Annotated in this window: 22 protein-coding genes; 15 read left to right on the top strand and 7 right to left on the bottom strand. The window is 60.9% G+C overall.

Going from position 1 to position 21897, the window contains the following annotated elements:
• Positions 1 to 20: 20 nt before the first annotated feature.
• The 6 genes from purC to ABK249_RS24545 all read left to right on the top strand — a co-directional run bounded on the left by purC (position 21) and on the right by ABK249_RS24545 (position 3214).
• Entirely contained in the window at positions 21 to 785 is a 765-nt protein-coding gene (gene purC, locus ABK249_RS24570; RefSeq protein ID WP_037146748.1) for a phosphoribosylaminoimidazolesuccinocarboxamide synthase, read from the top strand.
• A 16-nt stretch (positions 786 to 801) separates the two neighbouring features.
• Entirely contained in the window at positions 802 to 1044 is a 243-nt protein-coding gene (gene purS / locus ABK249_RS24565) for a phosphoribosylformylglycinamidine synthase subunit PurS (protein WP_037146747.1), read from the top strand.
• 17 nt (positions 1045 to 1061) lie between these two features.
• On the top strand, positions 1062 to 1319 hold the full coding sequence (locus tag ABK249_RS24560) for a hypothetical protein (RefSeq protein WP_037146745.1): 258 nt from the start codon (positions 1062 to 1064) through the stop codon (positions 1317 to 1319).
• Complete coding sequence (gene purQ / locus ABK249_RS24555) at positions 1316 to 1996, top strand: phosphoribosylformylglycinamidine synthase subunit PurQ (RefSeq protein ID WP_037146744.1); 681 nt, start codon at positions 1316 to 1318, stop codon at positions 1994 to 1996. Before ABK249_RS24560 ends, purQ begins: the two co-directional genes overlap by 4 nt.
• Positions 1997 to 2052: 56 nt before the next feature.
• A complete protein-coding gene (locus ABK249_RS24550; RefSeq protein ID WP_348864289.1) occupies positions 2053 to 2448 on the top strand; it encodes a hypothetical protein in 396 nt (131 codons plus the stop codon).
• Between the two features lie 217 nt (positions 2449 to 2665).
• Positions 2666 to 3214, top strand: coding sequence for an acyloxyacyl hydrolase (locus tag ABK249_RS24545; protein WP_037146743.1), 549 nt, complete (start codon positions 2666 to 2668; stop codon positions 3212 to 3214).
• A 16-nt stretch (positions 3215 to 3230) separates the two neighbouring features.
• On the opposite strand, the gene ABK249_RS24540 is transcribed toward ABK249_RS24545, so the two are convergent.
• On the bottom strand, positions 3231 to 3395 hold the full coding sequence (locus ABK249_RS24540; RefSeq protein WP_348864287.1) for a hypothetical protein: 165 nt from the start codon (positions 3393 to 3395) through the stop codon (positions 3231 to 3233).
• Between ABK249_RS24540 and purL the strand changes: the two genes are divergently transcribed.
• From purL to ABK249_RS24515, 5 genes are all read left to right on the top strand, one after another.
• Positions 3376 to 5583 (top strand): phosphoribosylformylglycinamidine synthase subunit PurL, encoded by a 2208-nt coding sequence (gene purL, locus ABK249_RS24535; RefSeq protein WP_037146741.1) that lies wholly within the window; start codon positions 3376 to 3378, stop codon positions 5581 to 5583. The two genes, ABK249_RS24540 and purL, sit on opposite strands and share 20 nt — an antisense overlap.
• A 129-nt stretch (positions 5584 to 5712) precedes the next feature.
• Positions 5713 to 5949, top strand: coding sequence for a BolA/IbaG family iron-sulfur metabolism protein (locus ABK249_RS24530; RefSeq protein ID WP_037146739.1), 237 nt, complete (start codon positions 5713 to 5715; stop codon positions 5947 to 5949).
• An 8-nt stretch (positions 5950 to 5957) separates the two neighbouring features.
• Entirely contained in the window at positions 5958 to 6188 is a 231-nt protein-coding gene (locus tag ABK249_RS24525) for a hypothetical protein (RefSeq protein ID WP_348864286.1), read from the top strand.
• 149 nt (positions 6189 to 6337) lie between these two features.
• Positions 6338 to 6673: a Grx4 family monothiol glutaredoxin gene (gene grxD, locus ABK249_RS24520; protein ID WP_037146737.1), complete on the top strand. Its 336-nt coding sequence runs from the start codon at positions 6338 to 6340 to the stop codon at positions 6671 to 6673.
• A gap of 133 nt (positions 6674 to 6806) precedes the next feature.
• On the top strand, positions 6807 to 8012 hold the full coding sequence (locus ABK249_RS24515; protein WP_037146735.1) for a multidrug effflux MFS transporter: 1206 nt from the start codon (positions 6807 to 6809) through the stop codon (positions 8010 to 8012).
• Positions 8013 to 8049: 37 nt separating this feature from the next.
• Here the strand turns inward: ABK249_RS24515 and ABK249_RS24510 are convergent, their stop codons facing one another.
• The 5 genes from ABK249_RS24510 to cckA all read right to left on the bottom strand — a co-directional run bounded on the left by ABK249_RS24510 (position 8050) and on the right by cckA (position 16605).
• Positions 8050 to 8874 (bottom strand): inositol monophosphatase family protein, encoded by an 825-nt coding sequence (locus ABK249_RS24510; RefSeq protein WP_037146734.1) that lies wholly within the window; start codon positions 8872 to 8874, stop codon positions 8050 to 8052.
• Positions 8875 to 8903: 29 nt separating this feature from the next.
• Positions 8904 to 9770 carry a tRNA 2-thiocytidine(32) synthetase TtcA gene (ttcA, locus tag ABK249_RS24505; protein ID WP_037146732.1) on the bottom strand — a complete coding sequence of 289 codons (867 nt, stop codon included), beginning with the start codon at positions 9768 to 9770 and terminating at the stop codon, positions 8904 to 8906.
• A gap of 52 nt (positions 9771 to 9822) precedes the next feature.
• Positions 9823 to 12483, bottom strand: coding sequence for an alanine--tRNA ligase (gene alaS, locus ABK249_RS24500; protein WP_348864285.1), 2661 nt, complete (start codon positions 12481 to 12483; stop codon positions 9823 to 9825).
• A gap of 181 nt (positions 12484 to 12664) precedes the next feature.
• The gene (gene recA, locus ABK249_RS24495; RefSeq protein WP_037146730.1) at positions 12665 to 13753 is read right to left on the bottom strand and encodes a recombinase RecA; all 1089 of its coding nucleotides are present in this window, start codon (positions 13751 to 13753) and stop codon (positions 12665 to 12667) included.
• 245 nt (positions 13754 to 13998) lie between these two features.
• Positions 13999 to 16605: a cell cycle histidine kinase CckA gene (gene cckA, locus ABK249_RS24490; protein WP_348864284.1), complete on the bottom strand. Its 2607-nt coding sequence runs from the start codon at positions 16603 to 16605 to the stop codon at positions 13999 to 14001.
• Between the two features lie 253 nt (positions 16606 to 16858).
• Between cckA and ABK249_RS24485 the strand changes: the two genes are divergently transcribed.
• Positions 16859 to 17893: a flagellar biosynthetic protein FliO gene (locus tag ABK249_RS24485; protein ID WP_037146727.1), complete on the top strand. Its 1035-nt coding sequence runs from the start codon at positions 16859 to 16861 to the stop codon at positions 17891 to 17893.
• 84 nt (positions 17894 to 17977) lie between these two features.
• Here the strand turns inward: ABK249_RS24485 and dksA are convergent, their stop codons facing one another.
• The gene (dksA, locus tag ABK249_RS24480) at positions 17978 to 18397 is read right to left on the bottom strand and encodes an RNA polymerase-binding protein DksA (RefSeq protein ID WP_037146726.1); all 420 of its coding nucleotides are present in this window, start codon (positions 18395 to 18397) and stop codon (positions 17978 to 17980) included.
• 271 nt (positions 18398 to 18668) lie between these two features.
• On the opposite strand from dksA, the gene ABK249_RS24475 reads away from it, so the two are divergent.
• From ABK249_RS24475 to ABK249_RS24465, 3 genes are all read left to right on the top strand, one after another.
• Positions 18669 to 19178 carry a SixA phosphatase family protein gene (locus ABK249_RS24475; protein WP_037148408.1) on the top strand — a complete coding sequence of 170 codons (510 nt, stop codon included), beginning with the start codon at positions 18669 to 18671 and terminating at the stop codon, positions 19176 to 19178.
• 71 nt (positions 19179 to 19249) lie between these two features.
• Positions 19250 to 20719, top strand: coding sequence for a YcjX family GTP-binding protein (locus tag ABK249_RS24470; protein WP_348864282.1), 1470 nt, complete (start codon positions 19250 to 19252; stop codon positions 20717 to 20719).
• The gene (locus ABK249_RS24465; protein ID WP_348864281.1) at positions 20716 to 21795 is read left to right on the top strand and encodes a YcjF family protein; all 1080 of its coding nucleotides are present in this window, start codon (positions 20716 to 20718) and stop codon (positions 21793 to 21795) included. The genes ABK249_RS24470 and ABK249_RS24465 overlap by 4 nt, the downstream gene beginning before the upstream one ends.
• Positions 21796 to 21897: the final 102 nt, after the last annotated feature.

Genomic DNA, 21897 nt, shown 5'->3' with positions numbered 1-21897 from the left:
CAACAACGAGACAAGAAACCATGAACCGTCGCCGCCGTATTTACGAAGGCAAGGCCAAGATCCTGTATGAAGGCCCCGAACCCGGCACGCTAATTCAGTTCTTCAAGGACGACGCCACTGCCTTCAACAAGAAGAAACATGACGTCATCGACGGCAAGGGCGTTCTCAACAACCGCATCTCTGAATACATCTTCACCCATCTCAACAAGATCGGCATCCCGACGCATTTCATTCGCCGGCTGAACATGCGCGAGCAGCTCATCAAGGAAGTTGAGATGATCCCGCTCGAGATCGTCGTGCGCAATGTCGCCGCCGGCTCGCTCTCGACCCGTCTCGGCATCGAGGAAGGCACGGTTCTGCCGCGCTCGATCATCGAATTCTATTACAAGTCCGATGTGCTTGCCGATCCGATGGTCTCCGAAGAGCACATCACCGCTTTCGGTTGGGCCAATCCGGCCGAGCTTGACGACATCATGGCGCTTGCCATCCGGGTCAACGACTTCCTGTCCGGCCTCTTCCTCGGCGTCGGCATCCAGCTCGTCGATTTCAAGATCGAATGCGGCCGCCTGTTCGAAGGCGACATGATGCGCATCATCCTCGCCGACGAGATCTCGCCGGACAGCTGCCGTCTATGGGATATCGAGACCAAGGAAAAGATGGACAAGGATCGCTTCAGGCGCGACCTGGGAGGGCTTCTGGAGGCCTATTCGGAAGTCGCGCGCCGTCTTGGCATCATCAACGAAAACGAGCCGATCCGCGGGATGGGGCCGGTTCTCGTCAAGTAATTCAGGGGGTAGATCAGTGATCAAGGCACGCGTGACAGTCACGCTCAAGAACGGCGTCCTCGACCCGCAGGGCAAGGCGATCGAAGGCGCGCTTGGCAGCCTCGGCTTTTCCGGCGTCGGTCATGTGAGACAGGGCAAGGTCTTCGACATCGAGCTCGACAGCGCCGACAAGGCCAAGGCGGAGGCCGATCTGAAGGCCATGTGCGAGAAGCTTCTGGCAAACACGGTGATCGAGAACTATACTATCGCCCTCGACTGACGGTTGCGGAGCGCGTGATGGCTGAAATCACGAATGAACTGATGTATGAACTCATGAAGCGAATGCATGCAGACATTGCGGATGTGAAGCTTGGTCAACGCGAGCTGAAAGCTGAAATGAACGCAATGCGCGGCACTATGATCTCGATGCAGCAAGACATTCACAATATCTACACGACGCTGTCCAGACACGAAACGCGCCTTGATCGGATAGAAAACCGCCTCGAATTGCGTGAGCTCGCGGAGGCACAAGCAAGGTTTGAACCGCACCCATGAAATCCGCCGTCGTCCAGCTTCCCGGCCTCAATCGCGATCGCGACATGATTGCCGCACTCACCAAGATTTCCGGCAAAGCACCGGTCACCGTCTGGCAGACGGAAACCGAAATCCCGGATGATGTCGATCTGATCGTCATTCCGGGCGGTTTTTCCTACGGCGATTATCTGCGCTGCGGTGCGATTGCAGCTCGCATGCCGATCATGCAGGCGATCAAGGAGAAAGCTGACAAGGGAGTAAAGGTTCTCGGCGTCTGCAACGGCTTCCAGATCCTCGTCGAAGCCGGCATGCTGCCCGGCGCCCTGATGCGCAACGCTTCGCTGAAATTCGTCTGCAAGGAAGTGAAGCTCGAAGTGGTTAATGCGGAGACGGATTTTACGCGGGCCTATGAAAAGGGGCAGATCATCCGCTGCCCGGTCGCCCACCATGACGGCAACTATTTTGCCGATGCCGAAACCCTGGCTTCCATGGAAGGCAATGGCCAGATTGTCTTCCGCTATGCCGAAGGCACCAATCCGAACGGCTCCTTGAACGACATTGCGGGCGTCATAAACAGCCGCGGGAATGTCCTCGGCATGATGCCGCACCCGGAAAACCTGATCGAGGCGGCCCATGGCGGCAATGACGGTCGTGGTCTGTTCGCCTCGGCGCTCGATGTGGTTGCGGCCGCCGCTTAACCCTCTGGTCATCTGCCTCGACCAAAGAGCGCCGTAAATCACGCCAGGACGTTTCGATGCCGTTTTCCATACGCCTTCCCGCCCTCTTTTCCCTCGTTCTCGCGGGCATGGCCCTTTCGGCCTGTCAATCAGGACGGGAAGCCGCGGCACCCAATCGCGCCGCGCTCCCGACCATGGAACGAGTGGCGCTCGCCGCCAATACCTGCTGGTTCAAGTCGGGCGATGCAGCATTCAAACCTTACAGGCTGGCGCCGGAACTCAATTCCTTCTCCGGACGGCCGCGCATCCTCGCCGTTCCGCGCAACAGCCCGGAATCCCGCCCGGTGCTGGTCGTACAGGCGGAAGGAAGCCCCGCACGCCTCGACGCGTTCGGTCCGTTAATGACCGGGGCCGAAGGAGAACGAATCAAGCGGGACGTCCTGCGCTGGGCGAACGGCGCGAACGGCTGCTGATATTCGCCATCAACGTTCGCGCCTTCAGGTACAGCCTGTTGCAGGTCTGCACCGCTTTTCCGAATTTTCACATCTTTTTGCCATAAGTCATAACGCCGCCTAAACGCCTGCTGGACGCCCCCCGAGCCCCATTGTACCAATTCGTCCCTGGAGACGGTCGGTCGCATAACGCGGATCGTGCCGGCCGCGAGCAGCGGCAATTGTGAGGGCGATGTTAATGAAGAAGGCATTTTTCGGCTCTGTCATCGGGACAATCATCGCCACTTCGGCGATGTCTTCCTCGGCATTCGCCCAGGAACACCTGCTCGATGAAGTCCGTATCGGCGTTTCCGGCTCGATTCAGGCGAAAAGCACCTTCGAGCCCGGCGCATTCCCCTCAGCCACGGTCTTCTTCGACCCCTTCGACCAGCGTCATGCCCAGAGCTTCCTCGACCATATGCTGCGTCCGAGGGTGCATCTCGGTGCGATTGTCTCGACGGCTGGGGAAGCCAGCCAGGTCTATGCCGGCTTCACGTGGACGGCTCCCCTGACCGACAAGTTCTTCATCGATCTCGGCTTCGGCGGCGCGATCAACAATGTCGACGACGACAACGACGGGCCGCAGGTCGGCTGCAGCGTCCTTTTCCACGAGTCGGCAGCCCTCGGTTACAACATCACCGAAAACTGGCGCGTTCTGGCGACCATCGAGCACTCTTCCAACGCCGGTCTTTGCGACGACAACGATGGACTGTCCTACGCAGGCATCTCGGTCGGTTATAAATTCTGATCGGATCAGATACCATTTATTGAAAGCGCCGGTTTTTTCCGGCGCTTTTTGTTTTCGCCGCCAGGATGTCGTAACATTCAGCAGCAGCATTTTCCTGTCGCGCCCCCGCGCCACTTAGGTTAAAGAGCGCCAAAGCTTGGCCCTTCAATCCAGAGAAGAACATGACCATTCCGAACAGCATCGCGATCACTCCCGAACTCGTCGCTTCGCATGGCCTGAAGCCGGACGAGTATCAGCGGATCCTCGATCTGATCGGCCGCGAGCCGACCTTTACGGAACTCGGCATCTTCTCGGCCATGTGGAACGAACACTGCTCCTACAAGTCATCGAAGAAATGGCTGCGCACCCTGCCGACCAAGGGACCGCGCGTCATCCAGGGACCAGGCGAGAATGCCGGCGTCGTCGATATCGATGACGGCGATTGCGTCGTCTTCAAGATGGAGAGCCACAACCACCCCTCCTATATCGAGCCTTATCAGGGTGCGGCGACGGGAGTGGGAGGTATCCTGCGCGACGTCTTCACCATGGGCGCACGTCCGATCGCGGCGATGAACGCTCTGCGGTTTGGCGCTCCCGATCATCCGAAGACCAAGCACCTGGTCTCCGGTGTCGTCGCCGGCGTCGGCGGCTACGGTAACTCGTTCGGTGTACCGACCGTCGGCGGCGAAGTGGAATTCGACCCGCGTTATAACGGCAACATCCTCGTCAATGCCTTTGCAGCCGGCCTCGCGCGTACCGATGCGATCTTCTACTCCAAAGCGGAAGGCGTCGGCCTGCCGGTCGTCTATCTCGGCGCCAAGACGGGCCGCGACGGCGTCGGTGGTGCCACGATGGCGTCTGCCGAGTTCGATGAATCGATCGAGGAGAAGCGCCCCACCGTGCAGGTCGGCGATCCTTTCACCGAAAAGTGCCTGCTCGAAGCCTGTCTCGAACTGATGGCGACCGGAGCGGTGATCGCGATCCAGGACATGGGTGCCGCAGGACTTACCTGCTCGGCTGTCGAAATGGGCGCCAAGGGCGACCTCGGTATCGAGCTCGACCTCGACAAGGTGCCGGTGCGCGAAGACCGCATGAGCGCTTATGAGATGATGCTTTCGGAGAGCCAGGAGCGCATGCTCATGGTGCTGAAGCCCGAGAAGGAAGAGGAAGCAGAGGCGATCTTCGTCAAATGGGGCCTCGATTTCGCGATCGTCGGCAAGACGACCGACGACCTGCGCTTCCGTATCCTGCACCAGGGCGAGGAAGTGGCGAACCTGCCGATCAAGGAGCTTGGGGATCAGGCGCCCGAATATGACCGGCCATGGATCCAGTCGAACGGCCGCGCTCCCCTGCCCGCATCCCAGGTTCCGGCCCCGGCCGATTACAACGCGGCGCTGCTGAAGTTGGTCGGTTCGCCCAACCAGTCCAGCCGACGCTGGGTCTGGGAACAGTATGACACGCTGATCCAGGGCAATTCTCTGCAGCGTCCGGGCGGTGATGCCGGCGTCGTGCGCGTCGACACCCATCCCAGCAAGGCGCTCGCTTTCTCCTCGGACGTGACGCCGCGCTATGTCGAGGCCGATCCGTATGAAGGCGGCAAACAGGCGGTCGCCGAATGCTGGCGCAATCTCGTTGCGACCGGCGCCGAGCCGCTCGCTGCGACCGACAACCTCAATTTCGGCAATCCGGAAAAACCGGAGATAATGGGCCAGCTCGTCGGCGCCATCAAAGGCATAGGCGAAGCCTGTACCGCGCTCGATTTCCCGATCGTATCCGGCAACGTCTCCCTTTACAACGAAACGAACGGTGTCGCGATCCTGCCGACACCCACAATTGCCGGCGTCGGTCTCCTGCCCGATTGGCAGAAGATGACGAGGATAGGCTCGGCGCGAGAAGGCGACAAGCTGATCATGATCGGCACGGACGGCAGCCATCTCGGCTCTTCCGTCTACCTGCGCGACATCCTCGACACCATCGATGGCCCGCCTCCGGTCGTCGATCTCGCCGCCGAGCGTCGCCACGGCGATTTCGTCCGGTCCATCATCCGCAATGGTCAGGTGACCGCGTGCCACGATATCTCCTCCGGTGGCCTTGTCCTCGCGCTCGCGGAAATGGCCATGGCTTCCGGCAAGGGCTCGAAGGTGAGCTTGTCGGAGCAGCGCGGCCCTGCGCATGCCCTTCTTTTCGGTGAGGACCAGGCCCGTTACGTGATCGCCGTTCCGGCTGACCTAGCCAATTTCGTGCAGGCGAATGCGGAAAGTGCCGGCGTGCCCTTCCGCCCGCTCGGAACCGTTTCGGGCGACAGGCTGGCGATCGACGGTCTTATCGATGTACCGGTGGCTGAACTCGTCAAAGCCCATGAAGGCTGGTTCCCGACCTACATGGATTGATCCCGTGTTTTGCGGATGAGAAGCTGTCGATCGCGGCTCGATCCCTCTTTGACCCGGGAGCGGCTTTGAGGCACTCTGTCCTCACAAAAGCTCGCGGTGAGTCCGTGAAAAGAAAAAGGGAAAAACATCATGCCGATGAGACCGGGTGAAATCGAGGATCTGATCAAGGCCGGCATTCCGGGAGCCAAGGTCACCATCCGGGATCTTGCCGGAGATGGCGATCATTACGCGGCCGAAGTGGTGGCCGAGCAGTTCCGCGGCAAGAGCCGCGTGCAGCAGCATCAGATGGTCTACGAGGCGCTGAAAGGCAATATGGGCGGTGTCCTGCATGCGTTGGCATTGCAGACTTCGGCCCCGACGGACTGAGACGATCCATGCCGAACCTGATCAACGAGATCGTCACGGGCATCGTCGAGAGCGCCATGAAGGAGCTGCTGAAGAAGTCGCATGGCCGCACGAGCACCAAGCGCAAGAAGCGGCAGACCCGCTCCGCCACGTCGGGCCGCTTCGTCACGAAGACCACTGCGCGGACCGCCAAGCCCGCGAAGAAGCAGGTGAGCCGCCGGCGTACAGCGGCAAGCCGCAGCAGGCAACGGAACCACTGAGCACAGGTGTGCCGCGCAGATAGCGTCAAAACCCGATGCCCGATTGGCGTCTAGCCGACTATTCCGCTGGAATTCCCGGGGCTGTGTTGCTATTTAGGAGAAATGACGCAGCGCAGCGGCCCTTGAAACCGCGTGTGAAAGGATATGACATGAGCGGAGTTCACGAATTCATCGACAACGAAGTGAAGGCGAACGACGTAGTTCTCTTCATGAAGGGTACGCCCCAGTTCCCGCAGTGTGGTTTCTCTGGCCAAGTGGTGCAAATTCTCGATTACCTTGGCATCGACTACAAGGGCGTGAACGTGCTTGCCGACGCCGAAATCCGCCAGGGTATCAAGGACTATTCCAACTGGCCGACCATTCCGCAACTCTATGTCAAGGGCGAGTTTGTTGGCGGTTGCGATATCATCCGCGAGATGTTCCAATCGGGTGAACTGCAGAATCATCTGCAGGAACAGGGCATCGCCGTCCGCGGCGCCGCCTGAATTCTTCCGGACCACCCGGTCCGGGTTTTATCGAAGACATTTTCAAGGCGCCGCTCCCAACGGCGCCTTTCCCATTGTTTAGGAAACCACTGTGACAAATCCTTCACAAACGGCCCCGGATCGCTTGCGCGCCATGGGCCGAGCCGAATTCATTGCGATGATGGCCATGCTGATGGCGCTCAACGCCCTGGCGATCGATATCATGCTTCCCGGCCTGGGCGAGATTGGCGCCTCGCTGGGCGTGGTGAACGAAAACCACCGCCAATATGTCGTTTCTTCCTATGTATTCGGGCTTGGTGCGGCGCAGATCCTGTATGGCCCGCTTTCGGACCGCTTCGGCCGCCGAAAGCCCATGCTCTTCGGCATTGCGGTCTATATTCTGTGTGCGATCGGCATCGTGGTCGTGCCTTCCTTCGGCGCAATGCTGGTGCTGCGTTTCATCCAGGGTGCCGGCGCCGCAGCAACCCGGGTCATCACCATCTCGATCGTCCGTGACGTCTATGGCGGCCGCGCCATGGCGGAGGTCATGTCGCTGATCATGATGGTCTTCATGATCGTGCCGATCATCGCGCCAGGCACCGGCCAGCTCATCATGTTCCTCGGTAACTGGCACCTGATCTTCGTATTCATCGCGATCGTTTCGCTCTGTATCGGCTTCTGGATGTATAGCCGCCTACCCGAGACGCTGGACGCTGCCGACGTTCGCCCCTTCACTGTCTCCTCGATCCTTGACGGCTTCCGGATCGTGCTGACCAATCGCATCGCCCTCTGCTACACGATCGCCAGCACATTCATCTTCGGCGCCCTGTTCGGCTTCATCAATTCCGCCCAGCAGATTTACGGGGGGATTTACCAGCTCGGCGTCTGGTTCCCGGTCGCATTCGCAGCCGTGGCCGTGTTCATGTCGACCGCTTCCTTCCTGAATGCCCGTTTCGTCGGCCGGTTCGGCATGCGCCGCCTGTCGCACGGCTCGCTCATCGGCTTCATCACCATCACCTTCCTGTGGATGCTGATGCAGGTTTTCGGGCCGCAGCCCATGCCGATCCTTCTGTTCCTGGTGTTTTTCTCGCTCGCCATGTTCCAGTTCGGTTGGATCGGCTCGAACTTCAACTCGCTGGCCATGGAGCCGCTCGGCCATGTGGCGGGCACCGCCTCTTCGGTGCTCGGCTTCATGAGCACGGTCGGCGGATCGGTTATCGGGTTGGTGATCGGCCAGGCCTTCGACGGCACGGCCCTGCCGCTCGTTGCCGGCTTCTTCACCGTGTCCATTATCGGCCTGATTTTCGTTTTGATCGGCGAGAAGGGAAAACTCTTCCAGCCGCACAATCCGCGGATCTGAACAGCAAAAAGGCCGGAATAAATCCGGCCTTTTCCAATCAGGCTCCGATGATCTCGTTCCGCAGCATCTGCCAGCTTTCCTTGTCGGTGGCCAGCAGCAAACCGCCATCGACATGATGCGGCAGATAGGCTGAACCGTCGAAGCGCGCCGCATAACCGCCGGCCTCGGTCGCGATCAGCGTGCCTGCCAGATGATCCCAGGGCATCAGCTTGTTGTAGAGCACGAATTGCACATGGCCACCCGCAAAGGTGCGATATTCATGCGCCGAGCAGCGATAGCTCGAAAAGAAGCGTACCTTGGCAAGATTCCCCAGGATACGGTGGCGCATGTCACCGAAGAAATAGCCGGCTGAAGCCATGCCCACCATCGCATCCAGCGGCCGGGGTTGAGCCACGGAAAGACGGATTGCCTCCCCCTCAGGCCTTATCAGGAAAGCGCCGCCCCCCTTCTCCGCCATCACCCAGTCATCGCCCATGGGGTCATAGATGATGCCGGCGACCGTCTCGCCCTTCCAGACGATGGAGGCCATGACACCAAAAGCTGGAATGCCGGAAGCAAAGTTGAAGGTGCCGTCCACGGGATCGACAACGATCGCGAATTCCGCGTCGGCGAGCCTGCCAAGCAAGGCGGGGTCGGCGGCGACCGATTCCTCTCCGACGAACAATGCATCCGGAGCAATCGTTTCGAGCTCGCGCCGGATCAACCGCTCTGCCGCTTCATCTGCCTCCGTCACGAGGTCGGACGGTTCGCTTTTCGAGCGCACGTCGCCGTTTCCGAGCCGACGGAAGCGCGGCAGGATTTCGGATCTGGCAGCAAGGCGCAAGAGATCGGCAAGCTTCGTGACGTCGAGCGGAAGGGTCATCGTTATATCTCAGGTTCTGAAAGAGGAACTCAGGGTGACGGGTTGGTCTGCAGGCCGGCAAAATCGAAGAGTTTCGGATCAAGAAGATGGGACGGATTCACATGGGCGAGAGCGCGCAGCATCGCATCCTTGCGGCCGGGCATGCGTGCCTCGATCTCGCCAAGCATCTGCTTCATCGCATTGCGCTGCAAGCCGTCCTGCGAGCCGCAGAGATCGCAGGGGATGATCGGGAACTGCATGGCGGCGGCGAATTTCGCGAGATCGTCCTCGGCGCAATAGGCGAGCGGACGCAGCACCATCAGGTCGCCTTCGTCGTTCAGGAGCTTGGCCGGCATGCCTGCAAGACGGCCGCCGTGGAAGAAGTTCATGAAAAAGGTTTCAAGGATGTCTTCGCGGTGATGGCCGAGCACCAGCGCGTCGCACCTCTCCTCCCGCGCGATCCGGTAAAGATTGCCGCGGCGTAGCCTGGAACAGAGCGAGCAATAGGTGGCGCCTTCCGGCACCTTCTCCTTCACGATCGAATAGGTGTCGCGGTATTCGATCCGGTGCGTCACCCCGATCGAGGTCAGATAGTCCGGCAGGATGTGTTTCGGAAAATTCGGCTGGCCCTGATCGAGGTTGCAGGCGATCAGTTCGACCGGCAGAAGCCCGCGCCATTGCAGATCGAGCAGTACGGCGAGCAGCGAATAGGAATCCTTGCCGCCTGAAAGGCCAACCAGCCAGCGCTTCTGCCCTTTCAGCATCTGAAAGTCATCGAAAGCCTGGCGCACCTGCCGAAGCAGGCGCTTGCGCAGCTTGTTGAATGAGACCGAACTCGGCGCATCGCGGAACAATGCCGGCACCAGGCCATCGACGGCCTCATCCGGCTCATCCTCGATTCTGGCGTTCACACCCATTCGCCTTCCCTCAAAAACGGAGAAGCGGGCCTCGCCCGCTTCCTATATATCATCAGGCATCGAGCGCCGCTGCCACCGCCTCCAGCGCTTCGTCCGCCCTGGCTCCATCCGGACCACCCGCCTGAGCCATGTCCGGCCGTCCGCCGCCGCCTTTGCCGCCGAGGGCCGCGGAGGCGAGCCGCACCAGATCCACTGCGCTGAACCGGCCGGTCAGGTCCGGCGTCACCGCAACGACAGCACTTGCCTTGCCATCTTCCGACACACCGATCAGCGTTACGACGCCGGAGCCGAGGCTCACCTTGCCTTCATCGGCCAAACCCTTCAGATCCTTGGCATCGATGCCGGTGAGCGCCTTGCCCATAAATTTGATGCCGCCGATTTCGCGGACATCGCCGGCCGAGCCGCCCTGCCCGCCGCCCATGGCAAGCCGGCGCTTGGCATCGGCCAACTCTCTCTCAAGCTTACGCCGTTCGTCGATCAGCGCCTCGACGCGCGAAACGACCTCCGTCGGCTGTACCTTCAGCGCGCCAGCCAGCGTCTTCACCCGCTCGTCCTGCTCGGCGAGATAGGCGCGTGCCGCCTCGCCCGTCACCGCCTCGACACGGCGGACACCGGCGCCGACCGCGCTTTCGCCCAGAATGCGGACCAGGCCGATATCGCCGGTCGCATTCACGTGCGTGCCGCCACAAAGCTCGACCGAATAGGGCTTGCCGGACTTCGGTCCCTCGATGGCCCTGCCCATGGAAACGACGCGCACTTCGTCGCCGTATTTCTCTCCGAACAGCGCCATCGCGCCTTCCGCGATTGCATCGTCGACACTCATCAGGCGCGTGGTGACCGGCGCATTCTGAAGAACGATGGCATTTGCCATGTCTTCGACCTTCTGCAATTCCTCGCTGGTCATCGGCTTCGGATGCGAAACGTCGAAACGCAGGCGTTCCGGCGCGACCAGAGAACCCTTCTGCGCCACGTGCGTGCCGAGAACTTCGCGCAGCGCCTCATGCAATAGGTGGGTCGCCGAATGGTTCGACCGCAGGCGTGAGCGGCGACTGTGATCGACCGCCAGCGCCACGGCATCTCCGACCTTCAAGGTGCCATCGGCGACGATCGCGCTATGAACAAAAAGGCCCTCGCCCTTCTTCTGCGTATCAGAGACGTCCAGCCGGGCACTGTCCGTAGAGATTGCACCGGTATCGCCCATCTGGCCACCGGATTCCCCATAGAACGGTGTCTGATTGACGATCACCTGCACCTGATCACCAGCCGATGCGCTATCGACCGCCTTGCCGTCGCGGACGATCGCCTGGACGACGCCCTCCGCCGTCTCTGTGTCGTAACCCAGGAATTCGGTCGCACCGAACTTTTCCTTGAGTTCGAACCAGATCGTCTCGGTTGCCTTGTCGCCGGAGCCCGCCCAATGGGAGCGGGCTTCGGCCTTCTGGCGCTCCATGGCGTCGGTAAATCCTGAAATGTCGACACCGATTTCACGGGCGCGCAGCGCATCCTGGGTCAAGTCGAGCGGAAAGCCGTAGGTGTCGTAGAGCTTGAAGGCTGTTTCACCGTCGAGCATATCGCCCTTGTGAAGCGTGCTCGTTGCGTCGGACAGCAGCGAGAGGCCGCGTTCCAGCGTCTTGCGGAAGCGGGTCTCCTCGAGTTTCAACGTTTCGGAAATCAGGGCCTCGGCGCGCACCAGCTCCGGATAGGCGCGGCCCATCTGCTGGACGAGCGCCGGCAACAGTTTCCAAAGCAGCGGCTCCTTGGCGCCAAGCAACTCGGCATGACGCATGGCGCGGCGCATGATGCGGCGAAGCACATAACCGCGTCCTTCGTTGGACGGAAGCACGCCATCGGCGATCAGGAAAGCGGTGGACCGCAAGTGGTCGGCAATCACGCGATGGCTCGCGCGACGCTCGCCTTCCGCCTTGACGCCGGTTGCCTCCTCGGAGGCCGAAACCAGTGCGCGGAACAGGTCGATATCATAGTTGTCATGCTGCCCCTGCAAAACGGCCGCAACGCGCTCCAGACCCATGCCGGTGTCGATCGAAGGACGCGGCAGGTCGATGCGCTCCTCCTTCGTAACCTGCTCATATTGCATGAAGACGAGGTTCCAGATCTCGATGAAACGGTCGCCATCCTCCTCCGGCGAACCGGGAGGGCCGCCCCAGATATGCTCGCCATGGTCGTAGAAGATTTCCGAGCATGGACCGCAGGGGCCGGTATCGCCCATCGCCCAAAAATTGTCGCTGGTCGGGATGCGGATGATCTTCTCGTCGGCCAAGCCGGCGATCTTCTTCCACAGGCTGAAAGCATCGTCGTCCGTATGGTAGACGGTCACCAGAAGACGGTTGCGGTCAAGGCCGAATTCCTTGGTGATCAGGTTCCAGGCAAGCTCGATCGCACGCTCCTTGAAATAGTCGCCGAAGGAGAAATTGCCGAGCATTTCGAAGAAGGTATGGTGGCGTGCCGTATAGCCGACATTGTCGAGGTCGTTATGCTTGCCGCCGGCCCGCACGCATTTCTGTGCGGTCGCGGCCGTCGAATAAGAACGGGTCTCCAGACCGGTGAAGACGTTCTTGAACTGCACCATCCCGGCATTGGTGAACATCAGCGTCGGATCGTTGCGCGGCACCAGCGGACTGGAAGCCACGACTTCGTGTCCGTTCTTTCGGAAATAGTCGAGAAAGGTCGACCGAATTTCATTCACGCCGCTCATGCTACGCCCTTCTTCACCGCCGGATGCGGTCCGTTATTTGAAAACCAGAGGCTTGTATCGTCCGCACCCCCAACTGTCCAGCCGCACACCGCTCAACCAAACGAGAAACCGGCCGCGCATCTTTCGATTCGCGGCCGGCTATAAAGTAACCGAGGAGAAGCTCCAAACGCGACGGAACCGCCTACATTTCGGCGGCTTCGCCGCCGTCGTCCGCGTCGGGACCGCCATTCTGGAGGAAACGATCGGCGATGAGACCGGCATTCTGGCGAAGCGACATTTCGATCTCGCGGGCAAGTTCGGGATTGTCGCGCAGGAACGTCTTGGCGTTCTCGCGGCCCTGGCCGAGACGCTGGCTGTTATAGGAGAACCACGCACCGGACTTTTCGACGATGCCGGCCTTCACACCGAGATCGACGAGTTCGCCGGTCTTGGATACGCCCTCGCCATACATGATGTCGAATTCCACCTGCTTGAAGGGAGGCGCCATCTTGTTCTTGACGACCTTGACGCGAGTCTGGTTGCCGACCACTTCCTCGCGTTCCTTGACCTGTCCGATGCGACGGATGTCGAGGCGAACCGAGGCATAGAATTTCAGCGCATTGCCGCCGGTCGTGGTTTCCGGCGAACCGAACATGACACCGATCTTCATGCGGATCTGGTTGATGAAGATGACCATGCAGTTGGAGCGCGAGATCGAGGCCGTCAGTTTGCGCAGCGCCTGACTCATCAGTCGCGCCTGCAAGCCCGGAAGGCTGTCGCCCATCTCGCCCTCGATTTCAGCACGCGGCGTCAGCGCCGCAACCGAATCGACGACGAGAACATCGACGGCACCGGAGCGCACCAGCGTATCGGTGATCTCGAGCGCCTGCTCGCCGGTATCGGGCTGGGAGATCAGGAGATTCTGGAGATCGACCCCGAGCTTGCGGGCATAGACCGGATCGAGTGCATGTTCGGCGTCGACAAAGGCGCAGATGCCGCCCTTCTTCTGGGATTCGGCGATCGTCTGCAGTGCGAGCGTCGTCTTGCCTGAGCTTTCAGGGCCATAGATCTCGACGATACGGCCCTTCGGCAGACCACCGATACCAAGCGCGATATCGAGGCTTAGAGAGCCGGTCGAAACCGTCTCGATCTCGACGATGTTCTCGTTCGAGCCGAGCTTCATGATCGATCCCTTACCGAAGGATCGTTCGATCTGCGACAGTGCCGCCTCCAGCGCCTTGCTCTTGTCCACGCCTTTATCCTCTACGAGCCGCAAAGTATTCTGTGCCATATGATCCCACCTTTAGGTTATTGCCACCGCGCAAGCAATGAAGCAGCCGATAAAGATGATGTACATGTTTTGTTCTCATTTGACAAGCGCCAATCAACTGCTTGACTGCAAATCGTTATTTCCATTCCGTTCTCAAGATGTTCACGTATTCTGGCATGTGGAAAATTCATCAAGGAAAACAAGACATCGCCACATCCAGCGGACGAATCGCAGCGTTTCGAAATTTTTAGAAACCGGCCCGCTTCTCAGTTCGAATCAAGCATCTCCCGGACCGCGACAGCGAGCTGCTTCAGCGAAAACGGCTTTGGCAGGAAGCCGAACTTGGCGTCAGCCGGCAGGTTACGGGCAAAGGCATCTTCCGCATAGCCGGAAACGAAGATGAACTTCAGGTCCGGATAGGATTTGCGCAGCTCGGTAAGCAGCGTGGGCCCGTCCATTTCCGGCATGACGACATCGGAAACGACGATATCGACCTTGCCCTGAAGTTCCTCCATGATCTCCAGCGCCTCGGTGCCGGAACCCGCTTCGTGAACGGTATAACCGCGCGTTTCCAGCATGCGCTTGCCGCCGCGACGGACTGCTTCCTCGTCCTCGACCAACAGCACGACTGCGGACTTGCCTGTCAGATCGAGGTCTTCCGCGGGCGTCACCGAGACGACCGGTGGCGGGGCGGCCTGACCGGCCGGGGCATTGGTGGCAGCCCCCGGAGCGACCGCGACTGCCGCCTCGGGCACGTGGCGGGGCAGGAAGATGCGGAAACTCGTGCCGCGGCCGACTTCCGACTCCGGATAGATGTAGCCGCCGGATTGCTTGACGATCCCATAAACCATGGAGAGGCCGAGGCCGGTACCCTTGCCCACTTCCTTGGTGGTGAAGAAGGGTTCGAAAATCTTGTCCATGATTTCGGAGGGAATACCGGTGCCGGTATCGGAGACCTCCACCATCACGAAATCTTCCGAAGGCAGGTCCGCCTGATGAAAACCCGCGGCTTCCTCCGCGGAGACGTTGCGGGTCTTGATCAGGATCGTGCCGCCCTGAGGCATGGCATCGCGGGCATTGACGCAGAGATTGATCAACACCTGTTCGAACTGCGAGAGATCGGTGCGCACCGGCCAAAGATCGCGGCCGTAGTCCACTTCGAGCTTCACATTCGTGCCGGAGATCAATCGATCCACCAGCATGCGCAGATCGCCGACGACATCTGTGAGGTTCAGCACGACCGGCCGCATGGTCTGCTTGCGCGAGAAGGCAAGCAACTGGCGCACCAGCACAGCCGCGCGGTTGGCGTTCCTCTTGATCTCCATGAGGTCCGCGAAACTCGCATCGGAAGGACGCGCCTGCAAAAGCAGGTGATCGGATGAAAGCAGGATTGCGGTGAGTACGTTGTTGAAGTCATGCGCGATGCCGCCCGCAAGCGTACCGACCGCATTGAGCTTCTGTGTCTGCGCCATCTGGGTCTCGAGCGCCTTCTGCTCGGTCGTTTCGACCGCATAGACGATCGCCGCTTCTTCAGGCGCCTCGTCGCTCTCGTCGATCACGGCATTCACGTAGAAGCGCATATAACGGTTTTCGTCAGCAGGATGGCGCGAATCAATGGGTGCAATGTCACCCTGCCGGTCCTTTGCGGCGGCAAGCGCCTGCATGAGCTGCTGGCGGGAATTTTCATGCACGATGCGGTCGAGATCCGCGCCGGTCTCGACGTCGTCGCGCGATACCACGCCGGCGAACAGTTTCAGGAACGGTGCGTTGATGCGCAGGATCCTGCCTTCGCCGTCGACGGAAGCGATCGCCATCGGCGTGTTGTTGAAGAAGCGCGTGAAGCGCATCGCCGAGGCCGACTGATCTCCCTCGCCGCCCTTCGGCCGCGTCAATACGATCGTGCGGCTTTCACCCGGCGCACCGTCGCGGGTGGCGCTGACACTGTGCACCAGGCGCACGGGCAGGCTTTGGCCGTTGGTACGGCGCAGGTCGAGATCGAGCGTTTCGGTCCGCTGCAGCCCAGGGGCCGCCTGCACCGACTGAATGAGCGCCATGCCCTCGCCCGCCACAAGGTCCGAAATCGTCATCGAACGCGGCATGAATTTGGTCAGATCAATGCCGAGCCATTCGGCGAGCGTGGCATTGAGATAGAAGATCTCGCCCTTCTTTCCGGCAGAAAAGAAGCCCGCCGGAGCATGGTCGAGATAGTCGATTGCATTCTGCAGTTCCCGGAAGAAGCGCTCCTGGTCCTCACGTTCGGAGGTGATGTCGGTAATCTGCCAGATATCGAGCTGGCCCTTGCCGGCCGGCCCGAGCAGCCGCGCCTTCAGACGATACCAATGGGCACCCGAGCCGTTGCCGGTGACGCGGCCAAGAGGCTGCAGAAGCCGGAACTCCTCGTGACCCTCACGCCCCTCACGGAGCGCCGTGGTCAGCCGGTAGAGCGCCTCGGTCGATTCACGGGTCTTGGAAAGCAGTGCTTCCAGGGATTGCACATTGCTTGCCTTGGTCGCGCCGGTCATCCGGCCATAGGCGGCGTTGGCATAGAGAATGCGACCCTTCGGATCGGTGATCAGAATTCCGTCGGGATGGCTGGCGAGGAACCCGCGTGCCAGCTCGTCGGATCGCGATTGCGGCATGACTTCGACAAGGCCGATAAGCGAGGAAACCAGGAAAAAAATGCCGACCATGGCGAGGATGCCGAGCAGTCCGAGCACCACCTCGTTGGCGAGCGCATGCTGGAACAGCACGAAGCCGGCGGCCACCCCGCAAAGCACGAGAGCCAGAAGAACGATCCGGATGATGGTGCCGCCGCGTGTCCCGCGCTCCACCAGAGGCGCCTCGTAGTTGCCGCCTTGCTGCAACTTCGTCATCAATTCCTCGCATTTCGGCCGGCGCCGCGGCCATGGACATCCGCAGGAAGAAATCCCCGCGATTCCTTCTTAGCAAGTTGCAGGTGAAGCAAAAAGCTCCGCAAGGCCACAAAACCCGGGACAGTTCGCAGGTGCGACCTATCTTTACCATTTCATCCCGCTTTTCCGGGATGGGACAACGACAGCGGACGGCTTGCCTAGGCATAAAAAAAGTCGTCTTTTACGGCAGCGTTCATATGAGGAGTGGCAAAAAATGTTGGAAGATCTGTTGAGCGCCTACGGTAGCCGCCTCGTGATCGCAGTCCTCGGTGTCGGCATTGCGCTTCTTCTGCTCGTTGTCGCGCTGTGGATGATCCGCGGCCGCAATGGGCCCTCGCCCTTCGTGCGCGGCGGGAAGAACCGCCAGCCGCGGCTGCAGGTACTGGATGCCGCCGCCGTCGACGCACGCAGGCGCCTCGTCCTCGTCCGCCGCGACAATGTCGAACACCTGGTGATGATCGGCGGGCCGACGGATATCGTCATCGAGAGCGGAATTTCGACAGGGGCCGCCGGCATGAATGCGGCATCGGCGTCCGCCGCAAGCCGTTCCACACCTTTAGATCCTTCGGATATGACGGTTCCCTTCTCCGCTTTGCCGGCCGCCGAGCCGCGAACTGCTCTCGCCCAGCGTCCGGTGTCTCCGGAACCTCGCGTGGAGCCGGCAAGGGAACGTTCCGTTTCCCGCGACGCGACGCGTCCGGCGCCAGCCGTCATGCCGCTCGCCACCGGACCGGGGCCGATGGATACAACGCCCCCGCGGCCCGCGCCGCCCATTCTTGCCGCGCCTCCCGAACATGCGGTCGCGCCGAAAATCGAACTGCCTGTCCGGCAAGCAACTGACGTGAAACCCGAGCCCTTGCGGCCGGTCGGAGCAGTGGCGGCCGCCGCCACGTCCGCTCATTCGCTCGACATTGCCGCCAATGTGCTTGATGCCGCCCGCGAACGGGTCCTGCAGGACGTCCCCGAGCCGCGCGTCGCGCCCGCCAATCCTGCGGCGGTTCCCCCCGTGCTCCAGCCCGCAGCCGAGAAACCGAAACAGCTCGGCAGCGATTTCGAACGAATCCTCGAACAGGAGATGGCCAACAATCTGGCCGCCCGCGAGGCTGCAGCGCTGGGGCAGCCGCCCGCTCCGACGCTGCCGCGCAATCCATCAGCAGCACCACGTGTCACCGGCGCCACGCCCGAGCCGTCCCTGCAGACGGAGGTCGCCCGCATCTTCGGCGAGATGTCTGTCAACCGCGACAAATGAGCGACGGCCCCCTATGATTTCTCGCCAATAAAAAAGGCACGGAAAACCGTGCCCTTGAAATTGCGTTTCGGCGAAATCGTGAAACTATTCGTCCCGGTAGACCTTCTCGCGGCGCTCGTGCCGTTCCTGCGCTTCAATCGACAGCGTTGCAATCGGTCGGGCGTCAAGACGCTTGAGCCCGATCGGCTCACCGGTCTCTTCGCAATAGCCGTAGGTGCCGTCTTCGATACGCTGGAGGGCGGCGTCAATCTTGGAAATCAGCTTGCGCTGGCGATCACGGGCGCGGAGTTCGATGGCTCTGTCGGTTTCGGAGGAGGCCCGATCAGCGAGATCGGGATGATTTGCGCTTTCTTCTGCCAGATGATCCAGCGTTTCGCGCGCTTCTCTCAGGATGTCATTTCTCCAAGCAATCAACTTTGCTCGGAAATACGCTTTTTGATTTGCATTCATGAACTCGTCGTCTTCCGAGAGCACATAATTGCTAAGATCGATCTTCTCACTCAACGCGATTCTCCTGAAGAACATCTCATGCGGCGCCTCTATATCCTATTCGCCTATGCCGGTTCAAGCCTTCCGCCAAGCATTAAGATATTTTTAAAACCGTCACAAAATTCAGCTAAATGGCTATTTTTTAACCTTTATTGACTGCAGCCAGTTTTCTTGTGCTTAACTTGGCCGGCGCGTGTCCGTTCCAGCAGAAACATTTCGGGCAGTTGACGAGTATCCCGTCGAAAGGCTACCCATCCAGTGAATTTCTTTGGTTCTGGCGCCGGGCATGACGACGATCACTCCTCCTCCTTCCCGCATCTATCTCCTGCGCCACGCCAAGTCTGGCTGGGCGGAGCCGGGACAGCATGATTTCGACCGGGCGCTCGACAATCAGGGCTTTGCCGAGGCCGAGATCGTCGCCGACAAAGCGGCCGACAGGAAATACTGGCCCGATATCGTGATCAGTTCGACCGCGGTCCGCTGCCGTCAAACGGCGGAAGCCGTGCGACGTGCGACCGACGAAGCGATCGAGCCGGTCTATATCGACGAGCTCTACAGCGGCTCGCTCAGCACCTATCTTGCCGTCCTCGAAGGCCAGAAGGAAAGCGCCTCGGTGATGCTGATCGGCCATAACCCGACCATGGAAGAAGTGCTGGAGGCGTTGATTGGCGCCGACCAGATGGTCGCCGCCATTCCGGGCGGCTATCCGCCTGCCGGTCTCGCCGTGCTCGATTATCGCGGGATTGTTGCAGGTTCCGGCGCAGCCTGGGTGCTGATCGACTTCCTGACGGCCTGAGACGTGCCGTCGCCTTTGCGGCATCGTCTCCGCTTCCTATATAGCTGGAACATCGAACCCGGAACGACGCCTTGCCGCCTTCGCTTACCAGCTTCACCGACGACGCGCGGATTGCGCTCGACAATATCACCGATCGGGCCTCGGGCCTCATGCATCCCGCCATCCGGCTTGGTGTCACCGGCCTGTCGCGGGCCGGCAAGACGGTATTCATATCATCGCTCGTCCACAACCTTTTGAACGGTGGTCGCCTGCCGCTCTTCGAAGCCGTCCGCTCTGGACGCGTTTCCGCGGTGCGGCTCGAACCACAACCGGACGATGCGATCCCGCGCTTCCAGTATGAGGACCATATCCAGGCGCTGGTGCGCGACCGCATCTGGCCGGATTCGACCCGCGCCATTTCGGAGCTGCGCATCACGCTGGACTATCAGAGCGCCAGCGGCTGGAGCCGGATGTTCTCGCGCGGCCGGCTTTCGATCGACATCGTCGATTATCCCGGAGAATGGCTGCTCGACCTTCCGCTTCTCACCCAGGATTTTCGCGCATTCAGCGAGAACACCGTAACGCTCGCCGAAACCGGCATCCGCAAGGAATTGTCGCACGAGTGGCTGGCGCTGGCGTCGAGCATCGACATGGACGCGCCGGCGGACGAGATGACGGCGCGGCGCCTTTCGGAGGCTTTTGCAGCTTATCTGAGGGCCTGCAAAGCGGATGAGCGCTCGCTGTCGACCTTGCCGCCCGGACGCTTTCTGATGCCCGGCGATCTGGAGGGTTCGCCCGCGCTCACCTTCGCGCCGCTGCCGAACATTCCGGAGACAAAAGCCTCCAAGGGTTCGCTGCGGGCCATGATGGAACGCCGCTACGACGCTTATAAAAACGTGGTCGTCAAACCCTTTTTCCGCGAGCATTTCGCCCGGCTCGACCGGCAGATCGTGCTGATCGACGCTCTTCAGGCGATCAACCGCGGCCCGGAAGCCGTGCAGGATCTGGAGCGCGCGCTGACGGACGTGCTCGCCTGTTTCCGCCCCGGCAGCAACAGCTTCTTCTCGTCGCTCGTCGGCCGAAGGATCGACAAGGTTCTGGTCGCCGCCACCAAGGCGGACCACCTGCATCACGAAAGCCATGACCGGCTAGAAAGGCTCACCGGCCGTCTGGTCGATCGCGCGATCCAGCGGATCGGCATGGCAGGCGCGGGCATCGAGGTGATGGCGATCGCTTCCGTCCGCGCCACCCGCGAGGCGACCGTCAAGGAAGACAACCACATCCTGCCGGTCATCGTCGGTACGCCGATGGCGGGTGAGACAATCAATGGCGAGCGTTTCGACGGAAACAAGAAAACTGCCATATTTCCCGGAGATTTACCGGATAATCCTGAAGCATTGTTTCAAAATCTCGATGCACCGAATGCGGAACTCCCGGAAATCAACGTCGTTCGCTTCCGCCCGCCGGCGCTGGAAGAATCGAACGGCGGCCTGAAGCTCTCCGTGCCGCATATCCGGCTCGACCGCGCCATGCAGTTCCTGTTCGGAGACCGCCTCGCATGAAACCGCCCGAGACACCTCAGAACGGCAAGCGCCGGCCCGCCTCCTTCGCGGTGGAAGAAGAAGCGATATCTCATGGCGAGGCAGCCCCCCCGGTTCGTCGCAGCCCGCGCAGTTTCGAGGGCGAGGTCGTCGTCACCCCTGATGACCAGGACCCTTTCGTGACGCCGGCCGAGCTCGCCCCGGAAGCGATCCCCGTTGCCGAGCCGCGGGCGCGCAAGAAATTCTCCTTCGTCAATCTGGCGCTCGCCGCCTTCGGCACCTTCCTGTCGCTCGCCTTCGGACTGTGGGCCGACCAGGTGATCCGCGACCTCTTCTCGCGCGCCGACTGGCTCGGCTATGCGGCACTGATCGCGCTCGGGGTCGGGCTTCTCGCGGTGGCGGTGATCATCGGTCGTGAAATCTTCGGCATGATGCGGCTTTCCGCCGTCCAGACGTTGAAGGCGGAAGCCGAGGAAGCGATCCTTTCCCCTCGTCCGGCAGCGGCACGCACTGTCGTCTCGAGGCTTGCGAAAATCCTCAGCCATCGCGCCGAGACCGCCAGGGGCCGGGCCACGCTCGATGCCACGAAAGATGACATTATTGACGGCCCACAGCTTCTGGAACTGGCCGAACGGGAACTCCTGGCTCCCCTCGACCGCAAGGCCCGCGCACTGATCCTCGGCTCATCCAAACGCGTTTCGATCGTCACCGCCGTCAGCCCCCGCGCGGTCGTCGACCTTGCCTATGTGCTCTTCGAAGTCACAAGGCTCATCCGCGCCATGGCGGAACTTTATGGGGGCCGGCCGGGTACTCTCGGCCTCATGAGGCTGATGCGGGACGTGATCGCGCATCTCGCCGTCACCGGTTCGATCGCCGTCGGCGACGGTCTCGCCCAGCAGGTGCTCGGCCACGGGCTTGCCTCGAAACTGTCGAAGAGGCTTGGCGAAGGGGTCATCAACGGGCTGCTCACCGCTCGAATCGGTATCGCCGCCATGGACCTCTGCCGGCCACTTCCTTTCAAGGCAGTCAAGCGCCCGGGGATCGGCGATTTCATCTCGGATATTGCAGCGGTCGGCAGCCGGAAAGACGAAGAATAGGCCGATCGAGGGTCGCTGCAATCCGGCCACGGATACCACTCGTTAACCATTCCCGCCTAAATTACGAAGCACTTAACGTCGCTGCTTGTCGGGGAAAGTATC

Source organism: Neorhizobium phenanthreniclasticum (assembly GCF_040066075.1).
Taxonomy (GTDB): Bacteria; Pseudomonadota; Alphaproteobacteria; order Rhizobiales; family Rhizobiaceae; genus Neorhizobium; species Neorhizobium petrolearium.
This window is presented reverse-complemented; position numbering and strand designations above follow the sequence as displayed.